Genomic DNA, 18,677 nt, shown 5'->3' on the forward strand with positions numbered 1-18,677 from the left:
ATGTTTTCATGCATCTGAAAAGCGGAGTTTCAATAATGCAAAGACGTGATTTTCTAAAAACAGTAGCCGCAGGCGCTCTCGGGTTGAGCGCATTACCAACTGCCAATGCCAAGACGCCGAAAAAGGCCGCCGCCCCCAACATCATGGTTGTGATGGTCGATGACATGGGTTTCTCGGACTTGGGCTGTTACGGCGGTGAGATCGATACGCCGAACATCGATTCGCTTGCTGATAACGGCCTTCGCTTCACACAGTTCCGCAACTGCGCAAGATGCTGCCCCACGCGTGCCGCTCTGCTGACAGGTCAGTATCCCCACGAGGTCGGCCTGACTGTCAACGGACGAACACTTGCAAGCAGCGGCGTCACGATCCCTGAGATGCTCAAGCCCGCTGGTTACAATACAGCAATGGTGGGCAAATGGCACTTGTCTCATACACCGACCCTCGGTGACAGGCACCAGAAATGGCTCGACCATCATATCCAGCACGAACCATTTGCGCCCATCGACAGCTATCCCGTCAACCGCGGCTTTGACAAGTTCTACGGGGTCATCTGGGGCGTTATTGATTACTTCGACCCCTTCTCACTTGTCGAAGGAGTCAAACCGGTCAAGCAGGTGCCGCAAGACTATTATTTCACCGATGCCATCACCGACAAAGCAGTAGATTACATCAAAGGTTACGCTGACAAAGACGAACCATTCTTCATGTACTACGCGCACTGTGCGCCGCACTGGCCGCTGCACGCCAAAAAGAAGGATATCGAAAAGTATCGCGGAACCTATGATGACGGCTGGGAGAAACTGCGCAAGGACAGGTACCAGCGTCAGTTGGAACTTGGACTGTTTGACGAAAAGAAGGCTCCATTGCCCGACCTGCAGGATGGCGGACGAAAGTGGGACGAACTGCCTGAAGACGAAAAGGCCTATCAACGGCGAAAAATGGAAGTACACGCTGCGATGATCGACTGCATCGATCAGAACATGGGACGCGTCATTGAAATCTTGAAGCAAACAGGACAGTATGAAAACACCCTGATACTCTTCCTCTCCGACAATGGAGCATCCCCTGAATCTTATCCCACACCCGGCTACGACAGAACCGCATACACCCGCGACGGACGCAAAGTGCTCTACAATCGTGCAGCGCCGGTTGAGAAGCTCGGCTCAGAAACCAGCTATTGCGGGATCGGCCAGGCCTGGGCAAACGCCGCCAATACGCCTTTCAAATACTGGAAAAAAGAATCCTATGAAGGAGGCTGTAATACTCCATTGATAGTTCATTGGCCCGCGGGATTGAAAACAACACCAGGTTCTATTACGCATCAAAGCGGACACGTGATGGATATCGCCGCCACATGCCTTGAGCTCTCAGGTGCCTCTTATCCCCAAAAGTACAAAGGTCACACCATCAATCCAATACACGGCGAATCGCTCAAACCTATCATCGAAGGCAAAGTTCGCCAGGGACACGACACCATCTTCTTCGAACACGAGTTCGGCAGGGCGGTCATTTTCGATGGCTGGAAGCTGGTCGATTTCAGTGGCCCCAGAGAACAGTGGGAGCTATACCATCTCGAGCAGGATTTGACTGAGACCAGGAATGTTGCTGCACAGTATCCTGATAAGTTCAATGAATTGGAAGCCAAATGGACCGAATGGGCTAAGGATTTAGGGCTCAAACAACGCTATAACAATCATAACGTTCCTTTCTAGCTGGAAGAATAAAAAAAGCTGCTGACCCAATAAAAATAGAGAAACATTACGATCTTTTGGAGACCAGAAAATGAACAAGCTGTGGATGATTATCTGTGTTAGTATCTCGATCATATTCTTCGCCGGTTGCGATATGCAGAAGCAGGCGAAAGTACTAGACTTTGACAGCATCAAACTCTACGAACTGCAGAACGATGCTGGCATGACCGTCAAGATCACCAATTACGGTGCTATCGTGACCTCGATCGTGGTTCCGGACCGCGACGGCGAACTGGCTGACGTTGCGCTGGGATACGACCGCGTAGAAGATTACATCAACGCCGTTGACAAGCCGTACTTCGGCGCAGTCGTCGGTCGTTACGGAAACCGTATCGCCGAGGGCCAGTTCACACTCGACGGTGAAACTTACACCCTTGCGACGAACAACGGCCCCAACCACCTGCACGGCGGCACTATCGGTTTCGATAAGGTCGTCTGGGATGGTTCTTATATACAAGGTGACGGTTACACTGGCGTGGAGCTGACCTACCTTGCCAAAGATATGGAAGAGGGATACCCCGGCAACCTCAACGCCAAAGTCACCTACAAGCTCACCGACGACAATGAGCTGGTTATCGACTATTACGCAACCACCGACAAAGCGACCCCCGTAAATCTGACGAACCATACATACTTCAACCTGGCAGGCGAAGGCAATGGAACCATCCTCGATCACAAGCTCATGATCAATGCTGATTACTTCACTCCTGTGGATAGCACATTGATCCCGACAGGCAAGCTGCAGCCGGTCAAGGGCACACCGTTCGATTTCACATCTCCGAAGGCCATCGGCCGGGACATCGAACAGGAAAATCAACAGCTCACCTTCGGCGGTGGCTATGATCACAATTTTGTGCTCAACAAAGATGGCAAGAACATGACCCTTGCCGCTACCGTCTACGAACCCGCCAGCGGCCGTTTCATGAAAGTCTACACTGAAGAGCCCGGCGTTCAGTTCTACTGCGGCAACTTCCTCGACGGCAGGCTCAAAGGCAAATCCGGCAAGCCATATGTTTACCGCGGCGGCCTCTGCCTCGAGACACAGCACTACCCCGACAGCCCGAATCAGCCGCAGTTCCCAAGTACGATTTTACGTCCGGGAGATACTTACAATACACGGACTATTTATCGATTCTCAACAAAGTAATTGCTGTTGAATAAGAAAGCTATGAAAACAGTCAGTCTAATAATAATATTGGTTGTTGCGTTAGTGCTGAGTGTGACAGGTGTCGCGCAATCGACAGAGTCTGCGGACACCTTCACGAATCCGCTGCTCAAGTCCGGCCCAGATCCATGGACGGTTTATCATAACGGACAGTATTACTATATCAAGTCCGAGAGAAACAGGCTCGTTCTGCTCAAGACCCCTGATATAACCAACCTCGCCCGGGCCGAAAGAAAGGTCATCTGGCGTGCCCCCGCAGGAACCAGCCATTCCAAAAATCTCTGGGCTCCCGAAATTCACTTCATTCGCGGAGCATGGTACGTCTATTATGCCGCTGACGACGGAAACAATCATAACCACCGGCTCTATGTCCTGCAAAATAAAAGCAAGGACCCTTTCATGGGCAGTTTTGGCATGAAGGCTCGTATAAAGACCGACCCGGCAGACAACTGGGCGATTGACGGAACAGTGTTCGAACACAAGGGCCAACTGTACCTGATGTGGTCCGGCTGGAAGGTGCCCAAGGTTCACATCGAGACCCAGCGTATTTATATCGCACGCATGTCCAATCCCTGGACGGTATCCTCCGACCGCGTCCAGCTCAGCGAACCAGAATACGACTGGGAGCGCGTATGGAAGTCCCCGCCGGGCAACGGCCCCTCAGCGCCGGTTTACGTCAACGAAGGACCGCAGATGCTCAAACACGGCAGCAAAATGCATGTCGTCTATTCATGCAGCGGCTGCTGGACACCGGACTATGCTCTGGGCATGCTCACGGCCGACATAGACAGCGATCCTATGGATCCCAACTCATGGACCAAGTCGTCGGAACCTGTCTTCCAGCAATGTCCTGAAAATGGAGTCTACGGTACCGGCCACAACTGTTTCTTCAAAAGTCCGGACGGCAAAGAGGATTGGATCCTCTATCACGCCAACGACAAGCCCGCTGACGGATGCGGCAGAAAACGCTCTCCCCGCGCACAGAAAATCGAATGGAGTGATAATGACATGCCTGTTTTTGGAATCCCGCTGCCAACTTCAACCGTAATGGAAAAACCGTCAGGCATTAAAAAATACTAATATAGAATGTTTAAATGTTTTAATTATGAGCATAAACCGAGTCATGACAATTGTGTTTAGTTGTGCTCTCGTGTTGTGAATTTAATCGATAGTTACTAATGACTATAATGAAAGGATTTTGAAATGTTAGATCAAAAAAGAAAAGCGTTTACTCTCATAGAGTTGCTGGTCGTGATCGCGATCATAGCACTGCTGATGTCGATTATGATGCCGGCTTTGAGCAAAGTTAAGGGTATGGCCAGACGTGTTGTCTGCGGCAATAATGTAAAACAGATCAATTTGGGCACACACCTCTACGCAAGTCAGAACAATGACAAGCTTCCTCTGAACGAATCCGGTTTCTGGTACTGGGACATAAGCTATTACACCACCGATTTCCTGATGGACGAGGGTGGAATGGTAAAAGAAACGTTTTACTGCCCGGCAGACCGGGTCAAGTCGAAAGAACAGAACATGGAAAAGTTCTGGAGATACAGTGAAGCCGTTATGAATGATGGTAAGGTTCCGGAACGTGAAGAGGAAACGGACACCACCTGGAGACGGCAGAACTACCGCGTAATGAGTTACTTTTATATTGCACCGCGGGCTGACGGCAGCGTACGCGGATTCGATCCTGTTGATGTCGATCTGCATCGCAAGCTCTCCGCAATCAAAAATGCGTCCAGTTTTACCCTGTTTTCTGACGCGGTCCTCCAGGACCGAAACACGGAAAAATTTACCGACATCGTAGGAGGATCTGCAGCCTTCGGTCTCATGGACAACACTTCCCACATAAAAAACAATGGCCAGCCGCAAGGCGGCAATGCAGGCTTTGCGGACGGCCACGTCGAATGGGTAAAGTATGATGACATGATAGAGCGAAATCCGGATAAAAGGAATATGCCGGCCCATTACTGGTAGTAATTACGGTACAGTTCAATTTTGGTGAGCAAAGAGCCGCTTATCTAAGCTGTAATATGTATTTTGTAAAGCCTTGCAGGTCAGAGATTTGTGAGGCTTTTTTCATCTCTGTACCTGTACATTATTTGCCTTGACCTGCCCCGAATCATATATCAGCTACTGTTAGGGATTTATCCTTCTCATCTGTCGTGTATTGCTGTAGCTGAGCCGTTTGGTCTTATACCGATCCATTATATAAAGGCGTTTTCGATGTATTTTGCCCGGCAGATGGATTTGATTTTTCTTGTGTTCAGACAGACCTTGTGCCATGCCTGGTTAGCGGCCCGTCTTAAGTGATCATATCCGTCATAGACGCGGTTGGACCAGTGATGCTGCCGAAGGTACAGCCACAGCGTTTCTATCGGATTGAGCTGCGGTGAATACGGCGGCAGCGGGATGATTGTCACATTCTCCGGCACCTTGACTTTCTTCGACGTATGGAAGCCTGCCTGGTCCCAGATCATAAACACGTGGACGGCAGGATCCACTTCCTTTTCAAACTCCCGGAAGAACGCGTTGACGCTGTCGGTGTTCAGGCACGGCGCCAGCAGTCCCACCGTCTGTCCGGTTTGCGGGCAGGCCGCCCCGAGGACATACAGATATTCATATTGCGTTTGCCGCCACGCCGTCGGCCGGGTCCCCCGACGGGCCCATTTGCCGGCGCCTGATCGTTTGTGGCCGGTTTTATTCACTTTCAACTTCGAGTTTCATCGCGAACCACGGGTAAAACGCCGGGATCACGAACAGCGTCAGTATGGTCGCTGAGCTCAGGCCGAACACTACCACTGATGCGAGGGGTCTCTGTACTTCCGAGCCTATGCCGTCCGACAGCAGAAGCGGAAGCAGCCCCAAAACGGTTGTCATCGCAGTCATCAGAACGGGCCTCAGACGCTGGAGTGCGCCGGAGATGATCGCCTCTTTGGTGTCGCTGCCTTGCTGTCTGAGCTGGTTGATATAGCTTACCAGCACCACGCCGTTCTGAACTGCAATGCCGAACAGTGCTATGAACCCCACAGCGGCTGGAACGGAGAGGTATTCTTTCATCAGATACAGCCCGACGATGCCCCCGATGAGCGCAAGCGGCACATTAATAATGATCAGCAGTGCTTCCTTGATCGAGCCGAATGTCAGATACAGCAGCAAAAAGATCAATACGAGTACTATGGGTACAATGATGGACAACCGTGCCATCGCTCGCTGCTGATTCTCGAACTGACCGCCGTATTCGACAAAGTAACCCGCGGGCAGATCTATCCGCCCGTCGATGCGATCCTTGATGTCGGCGACCACGCTGCCCAGGTCTCGTCCGCGGACATTGCCCTGCACGATCCATCGCCGCTGATTCTTTTCGCGGTTGACCTGGATCGGCCCAACCACTTCCTTCACCTCCGCCACTTCCTTCAGCGGTATTAATTTGCCGTCCTGACCATGCACCAGCAGATTCTCGATGGTCGCCGGATCCGAGCGGTAGGGTTCCTGGTATCGAACATGGATGCCGAATCGGCGGGTGTTGAGATATATGTTGTCCACCACTTCACCGCCAATAGCCAGTTCGACGAGCTCTAGAATGTCGCTGACATTGATGCCGTAACGTTCGCACGCCGCTCTGTCGGCTATGACCTGCACCTGCGGCTGACCGAGGCTCTGTTCGACGGCCAGATCCACAAGTCCCGGTATGTTATCGATGGAGTTGCGTATCTCCGTAGCTCTGGCCTGCAGGATATCAAGGTCCTCGCCGAACAGCTTAATGGCGACCTGGGCCTTGATACCCGAAAGCAGCTCGTCAAAGGCGTTCTGGATCGGCTGCGTGAAATTGAGCTGTATACCCGGATAGGTCGAGAGAGATTCGTTGAGGCCCGCGATCAACTCTTTTTTGTTGCTGTAATTTTCCCACTGATCCTTTGGTTTCAGTTCGATGTGTACCTCGGCATAATTGACCGGATGCGGATGGCTGCCCGCCTCCGGCCTGCCTATACGCGAGATGACCTCTTCGACTGCGTCAAACTTCATGACCTTTCTTTCGAGCGTCTGAATGATCTCCTTTCCCTTTTCGAGCGAAGTGGCCGGCGCCATTGTTACCCCCACAAGGATCGAACCTTCCTCAAGTGTAGGTATGAATTCCGTACCCAGATGAGGAACGAGCAGCAGACTCGAAGCGAACGCAAGGATCACCAGAACCAGCACAATGAATCTGTGATCGATCACTACGCTGAGCAGCGGCTTGTAGAGCTTTTTCAGAAATCTCACGAGTATGAACTCTTTGTGCTTCCTGGCTTTGAGCAGATAGGTGCACAGTGCCGGGGCGGCGACGATGGCGATTATCAACGAGCCGAACATCGCGAACGAAAGTGTGAACGCCATCGGCGAGAACATCTTGCCCTCGACGTCTTCAAGACTGAAGATCGGCAGGAAGACGGTGATGATGATCAGTATGGAAAAGATGATTGGTTTGGCTACCTCACGGGCGGCCTCATATATAATGTCTGTCTTTTTAACGAGTGTATTGCCCGCATTCGTATTGAGATGCCGAAAAATGTTTTCGACCATAACGATCGCGCCGTCACCGAGCATACCGATTCCGATCGCGATACCGCCGAGGGACATCAGGTTCGCGGATATGCCCGTCAATCGCATCAGGATGATCGAGATGAACGCGCATAACGGCAGGGCGAGCGAAACGATGAATGCCGAGCGGAGATTGCCCAGGAAGATGAACAGCACGGCGATCACCAGGACGGCTCCCTGCAGAAGCGCCTTTTTAACGGTCCATGTGGCTTGATCAACTAAGTCGGCCTGTTCGTAGTACGGAACAAGCTCAACGCCATCCGGCAGGGCGTCCTGCACCTCAGGAATCTTTTCGTACAGGCGGTCGATCACATTAGAGGTATTCGTGCCGTAGAGCTTCATGACGATGCCCGAGACGACTTCCTGCCTGCCGTTACGGGATACGACCCCTCGGCGGATCTCTTTGCCATACTGGACGTTCGCAACGTCTTCAACCTTGACGGGAGTGCCGTCCGTGACCTTGACGTGGATATTGCGAATGTGCTCGAGGTCCTGCACCAGACCGATACCGCGTACCAGGTATTCTTCGTTTCCGAGCACAAGGAACTGCCCGCCCGCATTCTCATTATTCTTATTAACCGCGGCGACAATATCCTCCAGCCCCACATCGAACTTATTGAGCGCATGTGGATCCACCCGTATCTGATACTGTAAAACGTGCCCGCCGATGGAAAGAATGTCCGTAACACCGGGCACCGTCTGAAGCTGATACTTTACGACCCAGTCATTCAGTTCACGCAGGTAGGTGCTGGGGTCCTTGCCTTCAGTGTCTGTGTCTTCGTCCATTGCAAGATAATAAATGAACACCTGCCCCAGTCCGGTAGAAATGGGCCCCAGCGTCGGCGGTTCATGCATTTCAGGCAGTTGCGAAAGTGCTTCGTTCAGACGTTCGGACACTATCTGACGCGCAAAGTAAATGTCCGTATCATCCTCGAAATATACGTATATCACCGCCATGCCGAACGCTGACGTTGACTTTATCTGCTTGACATCGGGCAGACCGTTCATGGCGGACTCGATGGGGAAGGTAATAAGCCGTTCCACTTCCTCGGGCGCCATCCCGTGGGCCTCCGCAAACACCGGAACCATCACCGGCGAGATATCCGGAAAGGCATCTACCGGCAGCTTTTTGTAATGATATATCCCCAGCGCAGCGATGCCGATTATCGCGAGTACTATGAAAAAACGATAGTGTAATGAAAATCTTACTATTTTATGGTGCATATCTGACTCCTTAGTGACCGTGGCCGGCGTGGCTGTCGAGAGTTGACGTGATGATCTTTGACTTGAGAGTAAACGCGCCCTGGGTTACGTAGGTCTGTCCGGGTGACAGGCCCGAGACTATCTGAACATGCGTTCTGCTCTCCAGTCCCGTCTTCACGAATGCCGGTTCAAAACCATGCTCGTCCTTGATAAAGACGCATTTTTGCTCATGAAGCCTTTGTACAGCGTTCTTTGGGACTATAATTGGAACTTCCTGATCTTTAACAGTGACCGTGCCCGTGACGTAAAGGCCCGGTCTCAGCTTGCCGGACTCATTCGACAGCACAACACGAGCAAGCGCGGTTCTCGAATCGGCCCCCAGTATCGGTCCGACGTAGTCGATAGTACCTGTCTGATTAGATATCGCAGCCGGCGCGGAAACGGTAACCCTGCTCCCGGGCTCGACTGAGGCGAGATCCTTTGGATAAACCTGCAGGTCAACCCACACCGAGCTCAGGTCCGCGACTATATAGACCGGCGAAGAGGTATCGAGCAGTTCGCCCAGTACTATGTGTTTTTGAATGATGGTACCGTCGAACGGAGCCTTTATTTCATATCGTGTGAGCTGCTGATCGGGCTCCTCAGGCAGGTTCTGGATATATTGATCGCCAAAACCGATGGCCTGAAGCTTTTGCCGCGCGGCCCGTCTTTCGATCCGGGCTTCGGAGAGTGCCTGCTTTGCTGCAAGATAATCCTGCTCAGCGGAGACTTTGTCCTTCCAGAGCTTTTCTTCACGTTCGAATGTCAGCCTGGCCATTTCGAGTCTTTCGACAGCCGCAAGAAATGCTGCTTTGGCATCAGCCAGCTCGCTGCTGTCGATCACTGCGATGACCTCGCCTTCTTTTACGGAGTCGCCGAGGCTCTTGTTTACCTTGATTGCAGCACCCGGTACACGGGGAACAATATGGGCCATCCGGTCCTGGTTCACTCGGATCTCACCGGGAAGGGCGATCGTTTTCCTGATGGTGCCTGGACCCGCGACATCTGTTACAAGACCGATCTCTTCGATCTGTTCATCGGTGAGCTCAACGACCTGGGCTTCATCATGGTCGGCATGTGAGTCTTCGCTCTCTTCAGCGTGATCGTCGTGATCCGCATGCCCCTCGTCATGTTCATCATGGTCTGCGTGGTCATCGGGTTCTTGCTCGATATTTTCTGTATGCTCATCGTGGCCTTCATGGTCACCATGGCCTTCATGGGTTGAGTGGTCAGCTTCCGCATGATCTTGATGCTCGCTGACTGAATCTGTATGACCCGGCATTTCGCCGCCCATTGTTTTGAAGTTGGTTGCCGCGATGTAACCTATACCTGCAACAAGGATCAAAACTGTTATAACTGTGATTATGTTTCTGGTCTTCATATTATTCCTCGCTGTCACTAAGATTTTCAGAACTTGTTTCCGTTCCGGTGAGACGGGCTATTTCGGTTTTAGCCAGGTGATACTCTGCAAGGCTCTCAAGCCACTCGCTCCTTACATCAAACAGAGTGCGTTGAGCATCGAGCACATTCAGGTAGTCAATTTTACCCGCATTGTATGCTTTCTGTGATGTCTGGAACATGCGCTCGGCCCGGGGCAGTATCTCGTCACGAAGGGAGATCACCTGGGCATGGGCATTTGCAAGTTCCTGGTAGGCTTGGATCAACTCATTATGCAATTCGATCTGGGCCGCCGTTTGCTGGTATCTGGTTCGGCCCAGATTGTAAACGGCTTCTTTGATCGATCCCTGATTGCGGTCCGACAAAGGCAGCGGGATCGAAACGCCGAACAAAAACGCATTGTCATCGGTCTCGTTGAACCGCTGCATACCCGCTCCGATCGCGATGTTCGGTACTGCGCGGGCCTTTTCCAGTTTCAACTGGGCCCGGCTTTTATTGACCATCTGCTTCCATCGTGCGTACTCAGGCGTTTCGGGCAGTTGTTTTTCGAGAGCTTCGAGTGCGGGCAGCTCGGTGATCTCTTCCAGATCGCCCAAAGCTGTACTGAACGTTGCCTTTGGCTGTCCCCAGAAATGGGCCAGTCGGCTCCGTGCAGATTCGAGCCTGCGTTCAGCCTGGCCCAGCTCCCTTTTGAGGTTTTCCAGCTCGATCGCTGCACGATCGCTTTCGATCTGTGTATCCCTGCCCGCTGCGACCCGCTTTCTTACCGCGTCATACGACGCCTTTGACAGGTTCAGCAGCTCCCGGGTGAGTTCGAGTTTCTCCTGGGCCCGAAGGACGGCAATGAAAGCACTGGTGGTGTCGCTGAAAAGTTCCAGTTTTTTGTTCCGGTACTCGCTCGCAGCGATCTTTTTGTCAAAGGCTGCGACATCGCTTCTTTTCTGCGCCTTATCCGCCAGCTCGATTACCTGGCTGAGGACGATCACTGTTTCAGCAGCGTCGAATCCGCTGCTCTCACCCGTACCTCCGACCTCTTCGACTTCGATCTCGAGTTCTGGATTAGGCGTAAGACCTGCCTGAAGCTGGCGAGCCTGTGCTGCCCTCACCTCCAGCGAAAATGATTTCAGCTCCGGATTTTGTACGAGTGTCAAACCCAGAGCACGGGCCAGTGTCAATTCACCTCTCGGCTCCTCGAACGATACAGCCGAGTCAATGTTAATGTTCTTGCAGGCATCCTTGACGGTCCGGCCCGCTGCGACTGGGTCATTTGGAGCGGTCTGCCCCATACATCCTGCTGCAAAAACAGCAGCCAGCATGTTGCAAATGAAAAAATTGCGCATAATACAAACTCCCTGAGGTAGAAAGTTAGCGAAAAGTTCCTGCCACGCGCGCAGGAACATCAGTAAACTTCATTCAAGGGAGTCTGGATCAGACTATAATGATGACAGACTGCAGGGGCTCGTGATACCGAAAAAGCCCTGATCGGGGCTTTGGAACAGTCACGGCACAAGCCTGTGAGTAGGCGTTCAGATATGATCGCAGAGGAGCAGATTCTGCTGTCTGTGAGAAGGTTTTTGATAACTTGAGCCTGTGGGCGATCGCGTCCGCTGTCAGCAGCGAATCATTGCAATGGTCATGTGATGAAGCGATGGTTGAGCCGTTATGCTCTGCTGCATGATCGCCCCCCGCACTGTCGCTTTCCGCACAGTGGCAGTGGTCATGGCCGGGCGCCTCGATCGCTACATGACCGTCCGAGCCGTGACAGAGCACCGCAAACCCGGCAAACGGACTGCAGAAGATCAGCACTATTAGCAGCATTGTTAGGCTTTTATCATACATGATTTGGAATAATATAAATTATGTGAGTAAAAATCAACCAAAATTTATATGTGGAAATGAGCGACACCTGGATTCAGGGCTACTTAGTGCCTATTGATAATCGGTCATAACGTAAAGGAAATGTCATTAAATCCGATGGAGTTGGTGATTAATTTGCGACTATTAATCGCTATAGGACAAAAATAGCTATTATCTTACAGGGCTCAGGATAACCAGACATCAATTCTGTTTATCTGCCGCTGGCGGATCTTTTCAGCGATATCTCCGCTCACGCAACTGCTCTCAAATGTCTTGCCGCCATCTATCTGATATTTTTTCACGCTGGCTGCATCCGTGCCGAAAGTGTCTTTGTCCACAGGATTGTGATAAACAAGCAGTATCGAACCCAGCAGTGAACAAGCGAAACTGCCGGCCGGTATTTCTACGCTTTCGCCTTTCCATGTTATCGTTCTATCTTCCGTGGTGAACCATTCGGCAGGCAGAACGGGATTCAATGCAAAGCAAAGCTGATTGTCTTGCATAAAGAACAGTCTTTTGCCCACCGTGAGCAGCAGCCAGATGCTTATGAATTCAGCGGTGCTGCCGCTTAGCCTCGCGATAAAGCCCCTACCTACCGCTTTTTTGTCGGGGTTTGCTGAGGAAGCGATAAATGAGCTGTTTTCGAGAATGCTTCTGCCGTAGACGTTGGGGTCCATGAAGGGGACGAGCATAGTTTTCGCATCTGAGAAGAACTCTTCATAGAGATCATTGCGCAAAAGCTCAAGCAGATACTTGTAAGACATGTGCAGCCAGATGGATTCGTTTTCGAACCAGCCTCTTGTGAATGTGCGTGCGCGGCCGATCTCCGCGGGGCAGTCGTTTAGGCATTCATTGAGCTTGTACATCTGAAGTGCCTCATCGAGAAGCGGGCTCTTTCGAACTGCACCGTATACTTCTCTCGCCTGCTCCTGATCCGAGATGAGTCGCAGATAATGCACCTGGCCTTCAAGGAATAGGGGCATAGGTTTCTGCTTGAAGCTCTTGACTGTGAGTTTGGGTGTTCCGTCGCTGTCTCTTTTGCAATGCTCATCGATGGCGGTCTCGACTGGCTCATTCATGAAATAGGTGTGCAGCAGGCCAGTTTGCTTATCTTTAGATCGCTCGATGGCTGTTAGTGATCTTCCTTTGACTCCTTCGAGAAGTTTGCCAAGAACGTCTTTGTTTACGACACGGCTTTTGCCGCAAACATTCTTACGAATGCGTTGCCTGAAGGCTTCGCGAATTAAAGCGGATCTGTCCCAGGAATATTGATCAGCCTTGAGATCATTGACGACTTCGTCGATCAGGTCAGCGACCTCGACTGGGAACGACGTGTCGGGCATGTCAGCGAGGTACTGCTGCATCCAAGCAGCCATTCGGCCCAGCTCAGCGACTTCACAGGTCGAAGAGCCGAACAGTCCCGGCAGACCGTTCAATGCATCGTTCCAGCCTGGTCGCCCAGCTTCCATTTCGATTCCGCAGCAGGCAGAGTCGAACGATACAGCTTTGATCGCGAGCAGCGCACAGAGCTTGCCGAAGATGGTTACAGCAGGCAACTCTGTTTCACTGACGCTGCCGTCGACTACTGCATGGAGCTGGACAGGACCATAGGGTTTGAGCAGATATTTTTCGTTTCTACTGACTACATGAGCACCTTCATCGAACCATGAGATCTCGGCCGGCCCGTTGAGCATCTTGACTACCTTGTCGGGATAGACAGCTTCGAAGGTTTCAAGCATGTCCGTGATATAGGTCCAGTGGTCTACCCAGTATCCGCCTTCATGGCCGGAGGCGATCAGTTTGCGATTGCATTTTGCCAGCAGCTCGTGCAGCCATTCAAGTTCATTTTCGAGTTCGATGCCGTTGGTATGGAACCAGTTGAGCAGAGAACCGGGGTGGAAAGGTTTACAAAGCAGTGCGTCGAATTCTCGTGCTGGCCGTTCGTCGCAGTCAGGGCGTATGTCCTGCGGACTTATCTCCTCCGGAAGGACCCACCTGTATCCTTCTACACCGAGGGGGTTGTAGCCGTCTGCCTGGATCAGATAGACGAACATTTTTATTTCTTCGTCGAGCAGATCGGGATACAGAATAATGTCTGAGCGTCTGTTCTGACAAACGTCACGATAATTACCCGGACCGCTGGATAGTGGATGAGGTGGCAGCTCAAAGAAATTATAGTCACGTTCCAGATCGCCATGTCTGCGAGAATACAGCGGCAGGGGGGTCGGACCGTCTTTGCTCGGCAGCATCACAGGAACACCGCCGCGAAGGACATTATCCAGTAGATTCTGGCGTGCGTACCAGTCAAGTGAAAGATGGTTAGAAACTGTGAGACACTGTTCTGTCGTGGTCGCGATCAGGTTCCTGCTTTGGTCGGACAGTTGATCGACGTGCTCAGTATCATTGAAACTGGCAAGATATTGCTCGGTTATCTTCTCATTGGAGCCCATCCCCGCGACGGCTGTCAGTTTAACAGACTGACCGGCTTCGAGCTCACAATCCACTGGTACAAGAGCACAGGGCAGACGGTTTTCCCAGACCTGTTCATCTCTTGCTAAATTATGATTTGCGATAAAACGGCGGGGAGTGACGAGATCGTATCCATGGCCGAAAACCACGTCAGGATCCACTATCGGCTCTAAGGCTTCTATGCCGTTGCCGCCATCTAACCAGGCAGCATAAAAATTGCCCTTCTCAACTTTGATGACCTCTGCCTCGTCATGGGCAAGGACCTTGGGCGAGCAAAACGGCACCTTGCCCGCAATGAGTCTTACAGAAGCATACGCCTCATTGATATGACGCATGGCTTTTATTGCGAAATCGGCGAAACCGGCAGGTAGTATCAGTGCAAGGCCGTCGAGCATGTTGAGCTTTATCTTTTGTGAAGATGCATTGGTCACTGTGACGCGCCTTATCAGCGAACCAACCGGCTGATCAACAGGCGAAAAATATTCGATCTCAAAATCTAAGCCGATGTCCTTGTTCTGTTCGCGAATTGTGAGCCTGTCCGCTTCAATGGTCATTGATCTGGCGTACCCGGCGTCTGGGCTTTGCTGGTCGTTCTGGAAAGGCTCGTAATATTTCCCGTCGACTTTGCAGAATGTACGAAAACCCTGGATACCAACCTGCTGATAGGCCCAGTTTGCGGGAAGAAATTCGGCTATAGCGTTGTCTTTATCGCCTACGCCGAAAGATACCACTGCCTGACCTCGGTTGACGTACATGCACCAGAGCGGAACACCCCGCAAACCGCCAATACCCGGTAGAAAACTGGAAAAAGCCGGACCTTTGTCATAATTGGCAATTCGGTAGCTGCCGTCAGCCTGAAGTTCGTGTGATGTGGTTATTTTTCTATCCATTTGTCCCGCCGTGGGTTTAAAAACAAGTCCGGTCCCCGAACAGCTAAAATGCCCGGGCATTCTGTCTTAGGAATTACTTAAGAGTATAGGAAGAAGCTTGTCATTTAAGTGGATGCTGGCGCTGCGGTGGATTCACGCAGAACGAGCTTCTCTTCAAGCTTTACTAATCTATTCAGTTCCTGCTTAGGGCTTTTTATCTTCTCCAGCAGAAGCTCAGCAGCGATTCTGCCCATATCACGCGTTCGCAGATCTATGAATGTCAGACGAGGGCTCATGATCCTGTTAGCGTATTCGTCACAAAAGCAGATAAGGCTCAGACGTTCAGGGACGCTTATTCCGTGTGCGTGGGCCGCCTGCATCAGATTCAGCCCGCCCATATGTCCGTAAGCGACCGCTGCAGTTGCTCCGCGTGCAATGACAACTGATTCTAGAAACTTATCGGCCGAGGCGCAGACGTCGCCTTTACCGAAAATGGGCTCAAGGCCCAGCCGGGACATTTCAGACAAGTATGTTGAGAAGCGATCCTGGAGACTGCTGTGTCCCTGCAGAACCTTCCCGACAGGACCCGCGTATGCGATCTTTTTGTGACCGAATTCGGCAAGGTGATTTATCGCCTCCACCATGCCGCAGACATCGTCAGGTACCACAGACGCACCGTTCTCACCGGCAGGGCCGTTCACGACGACGTAGGGTATGCCCGAAGACTCAAGCTCCTGCATCGTGGTTTCGCTGCAGCTTGCAAGTACTATCACACCATCAACACGCCAGGCAGGCAGCTCGGAATCAGTTTTGCTGTGAGAGGACATATCTATAGTGACGTCAAAACCTTCACCCGACTCATCGAGAACCGCCGTAGCATTGTTGACCACGGTCTGATAAATGTTACCGAGCTCGCTGAGAGCGTGTGAACCGCCCAATATGCTGATCATTCGTGTCTTACTTTTCGTGAGACTCTGTGCGATCAGGTTGGGTCGATAGTTGAGCTGTTTGGCAGCATCTATCACGCGGCTGCGCACCTCCTCTTTGACGGAAAAACCGTTGCCCAGCTTATTGTTGAGCACGCGGCTTACTGTGGACTTGCTTACGCCCGCACGCTTTGCCACGTCGCTTAGATTTGCAGTTGCATTCGACATAATCTATCCCTTCTAATCCAGCCAAATCTCATTGCTAAAATATTGTAGCAATCGGTTGCTTGTTAATTATATCATTATCAGACACTTGAGTCAATGCCTATATGACGGCAGTTTGTTAAGTTGCATGTATTGTACGTCTATATACAGATGTCCTGTTCGGTATTATCGGACCAGCCTGACTGATCGTATATCAATAGTTCCTTGCCCCTGACCGCCGATCAGATAGATCGCAAATCCTTTCATGGCGTTGAGATCGACACGCCGTGCACCTCTCTGGTTGCCCCAGTCGACCCGAGCCTTTAGGTCCTCGAAATCAAACCGATATTCCTTTCTGCCGCTCGATGCCGGTATAGGCCCGAATGTGAATGATTCACCGTCGTCACCTGCTTCGACGTTGAAGCTTTCGGACTGATGATGACCAACGCCGGCTTCATCAACGAAGACCTCGAATGTGACGTCCTGCGAGAATTCGGCATCGATTACCAGCGTCGAATAGCCGTCCAGATTCACAGCATAGTTCGGCCCATATTCCAGGGCCCACATTTTCGGGCCGTGGAATATGACTCCGCAACCCCACTGATCACCGGTATTGTACTCGAATGTCAGTACATCGCCATCTTTTTTCAGGCTCGTCTTTGCATCGGGAGCATTGAAAAGTTCCGGCCCCTGGATGGGAGTTTCTTCGAGCAGGTCCACCGCGGGTGGTCTTTCGGGGTGCTGACCCGGTGTGAAGGTCACCTGGCTGGCCTCGATCAATTCAGTAGGAACCTCTCGCGAAGATTTTGCATGTATGCCCTCCAGCAGGCCATTCGTCTCTTCCATTGCATCGAGAACCTCACTGTAAGGTCTATGGTGGATGTCAACGATCCCATAGTTTGAATTTTCGCCGTCAAACCGCCCCTGTGGAGACTGATCCGCAAATTCGAACCAGTGTGCTCCGATCACCATTGGGTAGCTAAGTAACTCCTCTACATAAGCCTGATAGTTTTTGGCTCGCTGTTCCTGGGTCTCGACGACAGCGCCTGCACCGCCGGTGTTGGGGTTGCCGCTGGTGTTTTCTTTCGCCCTCCAGGAGAATTCCGTGATCATAAGCGGTTTACCGCCGCGAACATAATATTCAGTCAGCATGGCTTCACTTGGCTCAGGGGCCTTTCTGTAATCGTTGATAGATACGACATCGCAGTATTTGCCGCACACTTCCATCACCGGCTCGGGAGCCCACGCGGCAAAGCGAACGCCGAGTATGAGCCTGCCCGGCAGCACTTCACGGACCACACGTGTTGCGGTACTGAAATATTTTTCCGCAGCAAGCCTTGTGAATGCATCTCTGTCGGCCTGAGTTTTTTCATTCAGGCAGCGTCGCATATAGTCGGTATCCAGATCAGCAAATGTGTCCAGCGGCCTTCCCCATGCTTCGCTGAAATCCTCTAGACTCTTGTACCTCGATTTGATAAATTCCTTTGCCGCCAGATTTGCGGGGTCCTCTTCGGACATGTCCATAGCGAGTTCGAGCAAAGTATATGTTGCGATGTCATCCCATCCATTACGGCCAAACCAGGCTGCTTCGTTGTCAAGAAATACACCGATGACCCGGCTGGTGTCAGGATGATCAGCGAGTATTATATCAATGTTGTCCCGGACACGCTGCTCAAAGCCCGGACGAAGTCCCTCAAGACAGCGGTCGACTTTATGGGCTGCCACATACAGGCACGGCGTCTGGTACATGGTATCCGAAGTCAGTCCGCCGTCGGACCATGCCCCGAATGTGTTGAACTTGTGGTCGGCCAGTATCGAGGTGACGTCCTTTTTCCATGCCTGATAGTCTCCCCCGAACACTTCTTCGATCGCGTTGTAGTAGTCTGTGTTCTCACGAGGGTTCCAGGCTGAGGGCACGACATTGTCTATGCCTATCGACAAAAAGCGGCTTCCGTCGGAGTAAGCGAACCAGTATTTGCCGTTCTGGTCCTGTTCAATTCTGTATTCTGTTGGGGCGGTCCTCTCTACTGGGGCGGACTCTTTCCGTGTCTGAAGAACGGTTTGTTCCGGATCCTCTTGTGAGCAGCCGCAAATAACAGTTGAAAGCAGAAACAATCTGATAATTTCAAAAGTGTATTTCATTGATAAATACCTCGACACGTTAGGGTCCCACAGCCAGTACCGAATCAGCGACATTGCCGCCTTTACA

12 protein-coding genes are annotated in these 18,677 nt (G+C 51.7%); 4 read left to right on the plus strand and 8 right to left on the minus strand.

Going from position 1 to position 18,677, the window contains the following annotated elements; genetic code table 11:
* The first annotated feature begins 35 nt into the window (after positions 1-35).
* The 4 genes from STSP2_RS11080 (at position 36) to STSP2_RS11095 (ending at position 4,899) form a co-directional block, all read left to right on the plus strand.
* On the plus strand, positions 36-1,715 hold the full coding sequence (locus STSP2_RS11080; protein WP_146662656.1) for an arylsulfatase: 1,680 nt from the start codon (positions 36-38) through the stop codon (positions 1,713-1,715).
* A 133-nt stretch (positions 1,716-1,848) separates the two neighbouring features.
* Positions 1,849-2,901, plus strand: a complete 1,053-nt coding sequence (locus STSP2_RS11085; protein ID WP_418202214.1) for an aldose epimerase family protein — start codon at positions 1,849-1,851, stop codon at positions 2,899-2,901.
* A gap of 21 nt (positions 2,902-2,922) precedes the next feature.
* Positions 2,923-3,999: a glycoside hydrolase family 43 protein gene (locus STSP2_RS11090; RefSeq protein ID WP_146662660.1), complete on the plus strand. Its 1,077-nt coding sequence runs from the start codon at positions 2,923-2,925 to the stop codon at positions 3,997-3,999.
* A 123-nt stretch (positions 4,000-4,122) separates the two neighbouring features.
* On the plus strand, positions 4,123-4,899 hold the full coding sequence (locus tag STSP2_RS11095) for a type II secretion system protein (RefSeq protein WP_146662662.1): 777 nt from the start codon (positions 4,123-4,125) through the stop codon (positions 4,897-4,899).
* Positions 4,900-5,129: 230 nt separating this feature from the next.
* Here STSP2_RS11095 and STSP2_RS11100 read toward each other — a convergent pair whose 3' ends face one another.
* From STSP2_RS11100 to STSP2_RS11135, 8 genes are all read right to left on the minus strand, one after another.
* Positions 5,130-5,630, minus strand: coding sequence for an IS630 family transposase (locus STSP2_RS11100; protein ID WP_205847874.1), 501 nt, complete (start codon positions 5,628-5,630; stop codon positions 5,130-5,132).
* Positions 5,623-8,727: an efflux RND transporter permease subunit gene (locus STSP2_RS11105; RefSeq protein ID WP_146662664.1), complete on the minus strand. Its 3,105-nt coding sequence runs from the start codon at positions 8,725-8,727 to the stop codon at positions 5,623-5,625. Before STSP2_RS11105 ends, STSP2_RS11100 begins: the two co-directional genes overlap by 8 nt.
* A gap of 10 nt (positions 8,728-8,737) precedes the next feature.
* Positions 8,738-10,126, minus strand: a complete 1,389-nt coding sequence (locus STSP2_RS11110) for an efflux RND transporter periplasmic adaptor subunit (RefSeq protein WP_146662665.1) — start codon at positions 10,124-10,126, stop codon at positions 8,738-8,740.
* 1 nt (position 10,127) lies between these two features.
* On the minus strand, positions 10,128-11,483 hold the full coding sequence (locus tag STSP2_RS11115) for a TolC family protein (protein WP_169853164.1): 1,356 nt from the start codon (positions 11,481-11,483) through the stop codon (positions 10,128-10,130).
* Positions 11,484-11,571: 88 nt separating this feature from the next.
* The gene (locus STSP2_RS11120) at positions 11,572-11,961 is read right to left on the minus strand and encodes a hypothetical protein (protein ID WP_169853165.1); all 390 of its coding nucleotides are present in this window, start codon (positions 11,959-11,961) and stop codon (positions 11,572-11,574) included.
* A 224-nt stretch (positions 11,962-12,185) separates the two neighbouring features.
* A complete protein-coding gene (locus tag STSP2_RS11125; RefSeq protein WP_146662668.1) occupies positions 12,186-15,359 on the minus strand; it encodes a hypothetical protein in 3,174 nt (1,057 codons plus the stop codon).
* A 104-nt stretch (positions 15,360-15,463) separates the two neighbouring features.
* Positions 15,464-16,492, minus strand: a complete 1,029-nt coding sequence (locus STSP2_RS11130) for a LacI family DNA-binding transcriptional regulator (protein WP_146662669.1) — start codon at positions 16,490-16,492, stop codon at positions 15,464-15,466.
* 162 nt (positions 16,493-16,654) lie between these two features.
* Positions 16,655-18,610, minus strand: coding sequence for a hypothetical protein (locus STSP2_RS11135; RefSeq protein ID WP_146662670.1), 1,956 nt, complete (start codon positions 18,608-18,610; stop codon positions 16,655-16,657).
* Positions 18,611-18,677 lie beyond the last annotated feature (67 nt).

The organism is Anaerohalosphaera lusitana (assembly GCF_002007645.1).
Taxonomy (GTDB): Bacteria; Planctomycetota; Phycisphaerae; order Sedimentisphaerales; family Anaerohalosphaeraceae; genus Anaerohalosphaera; species Anaerohalosphaera lusitana.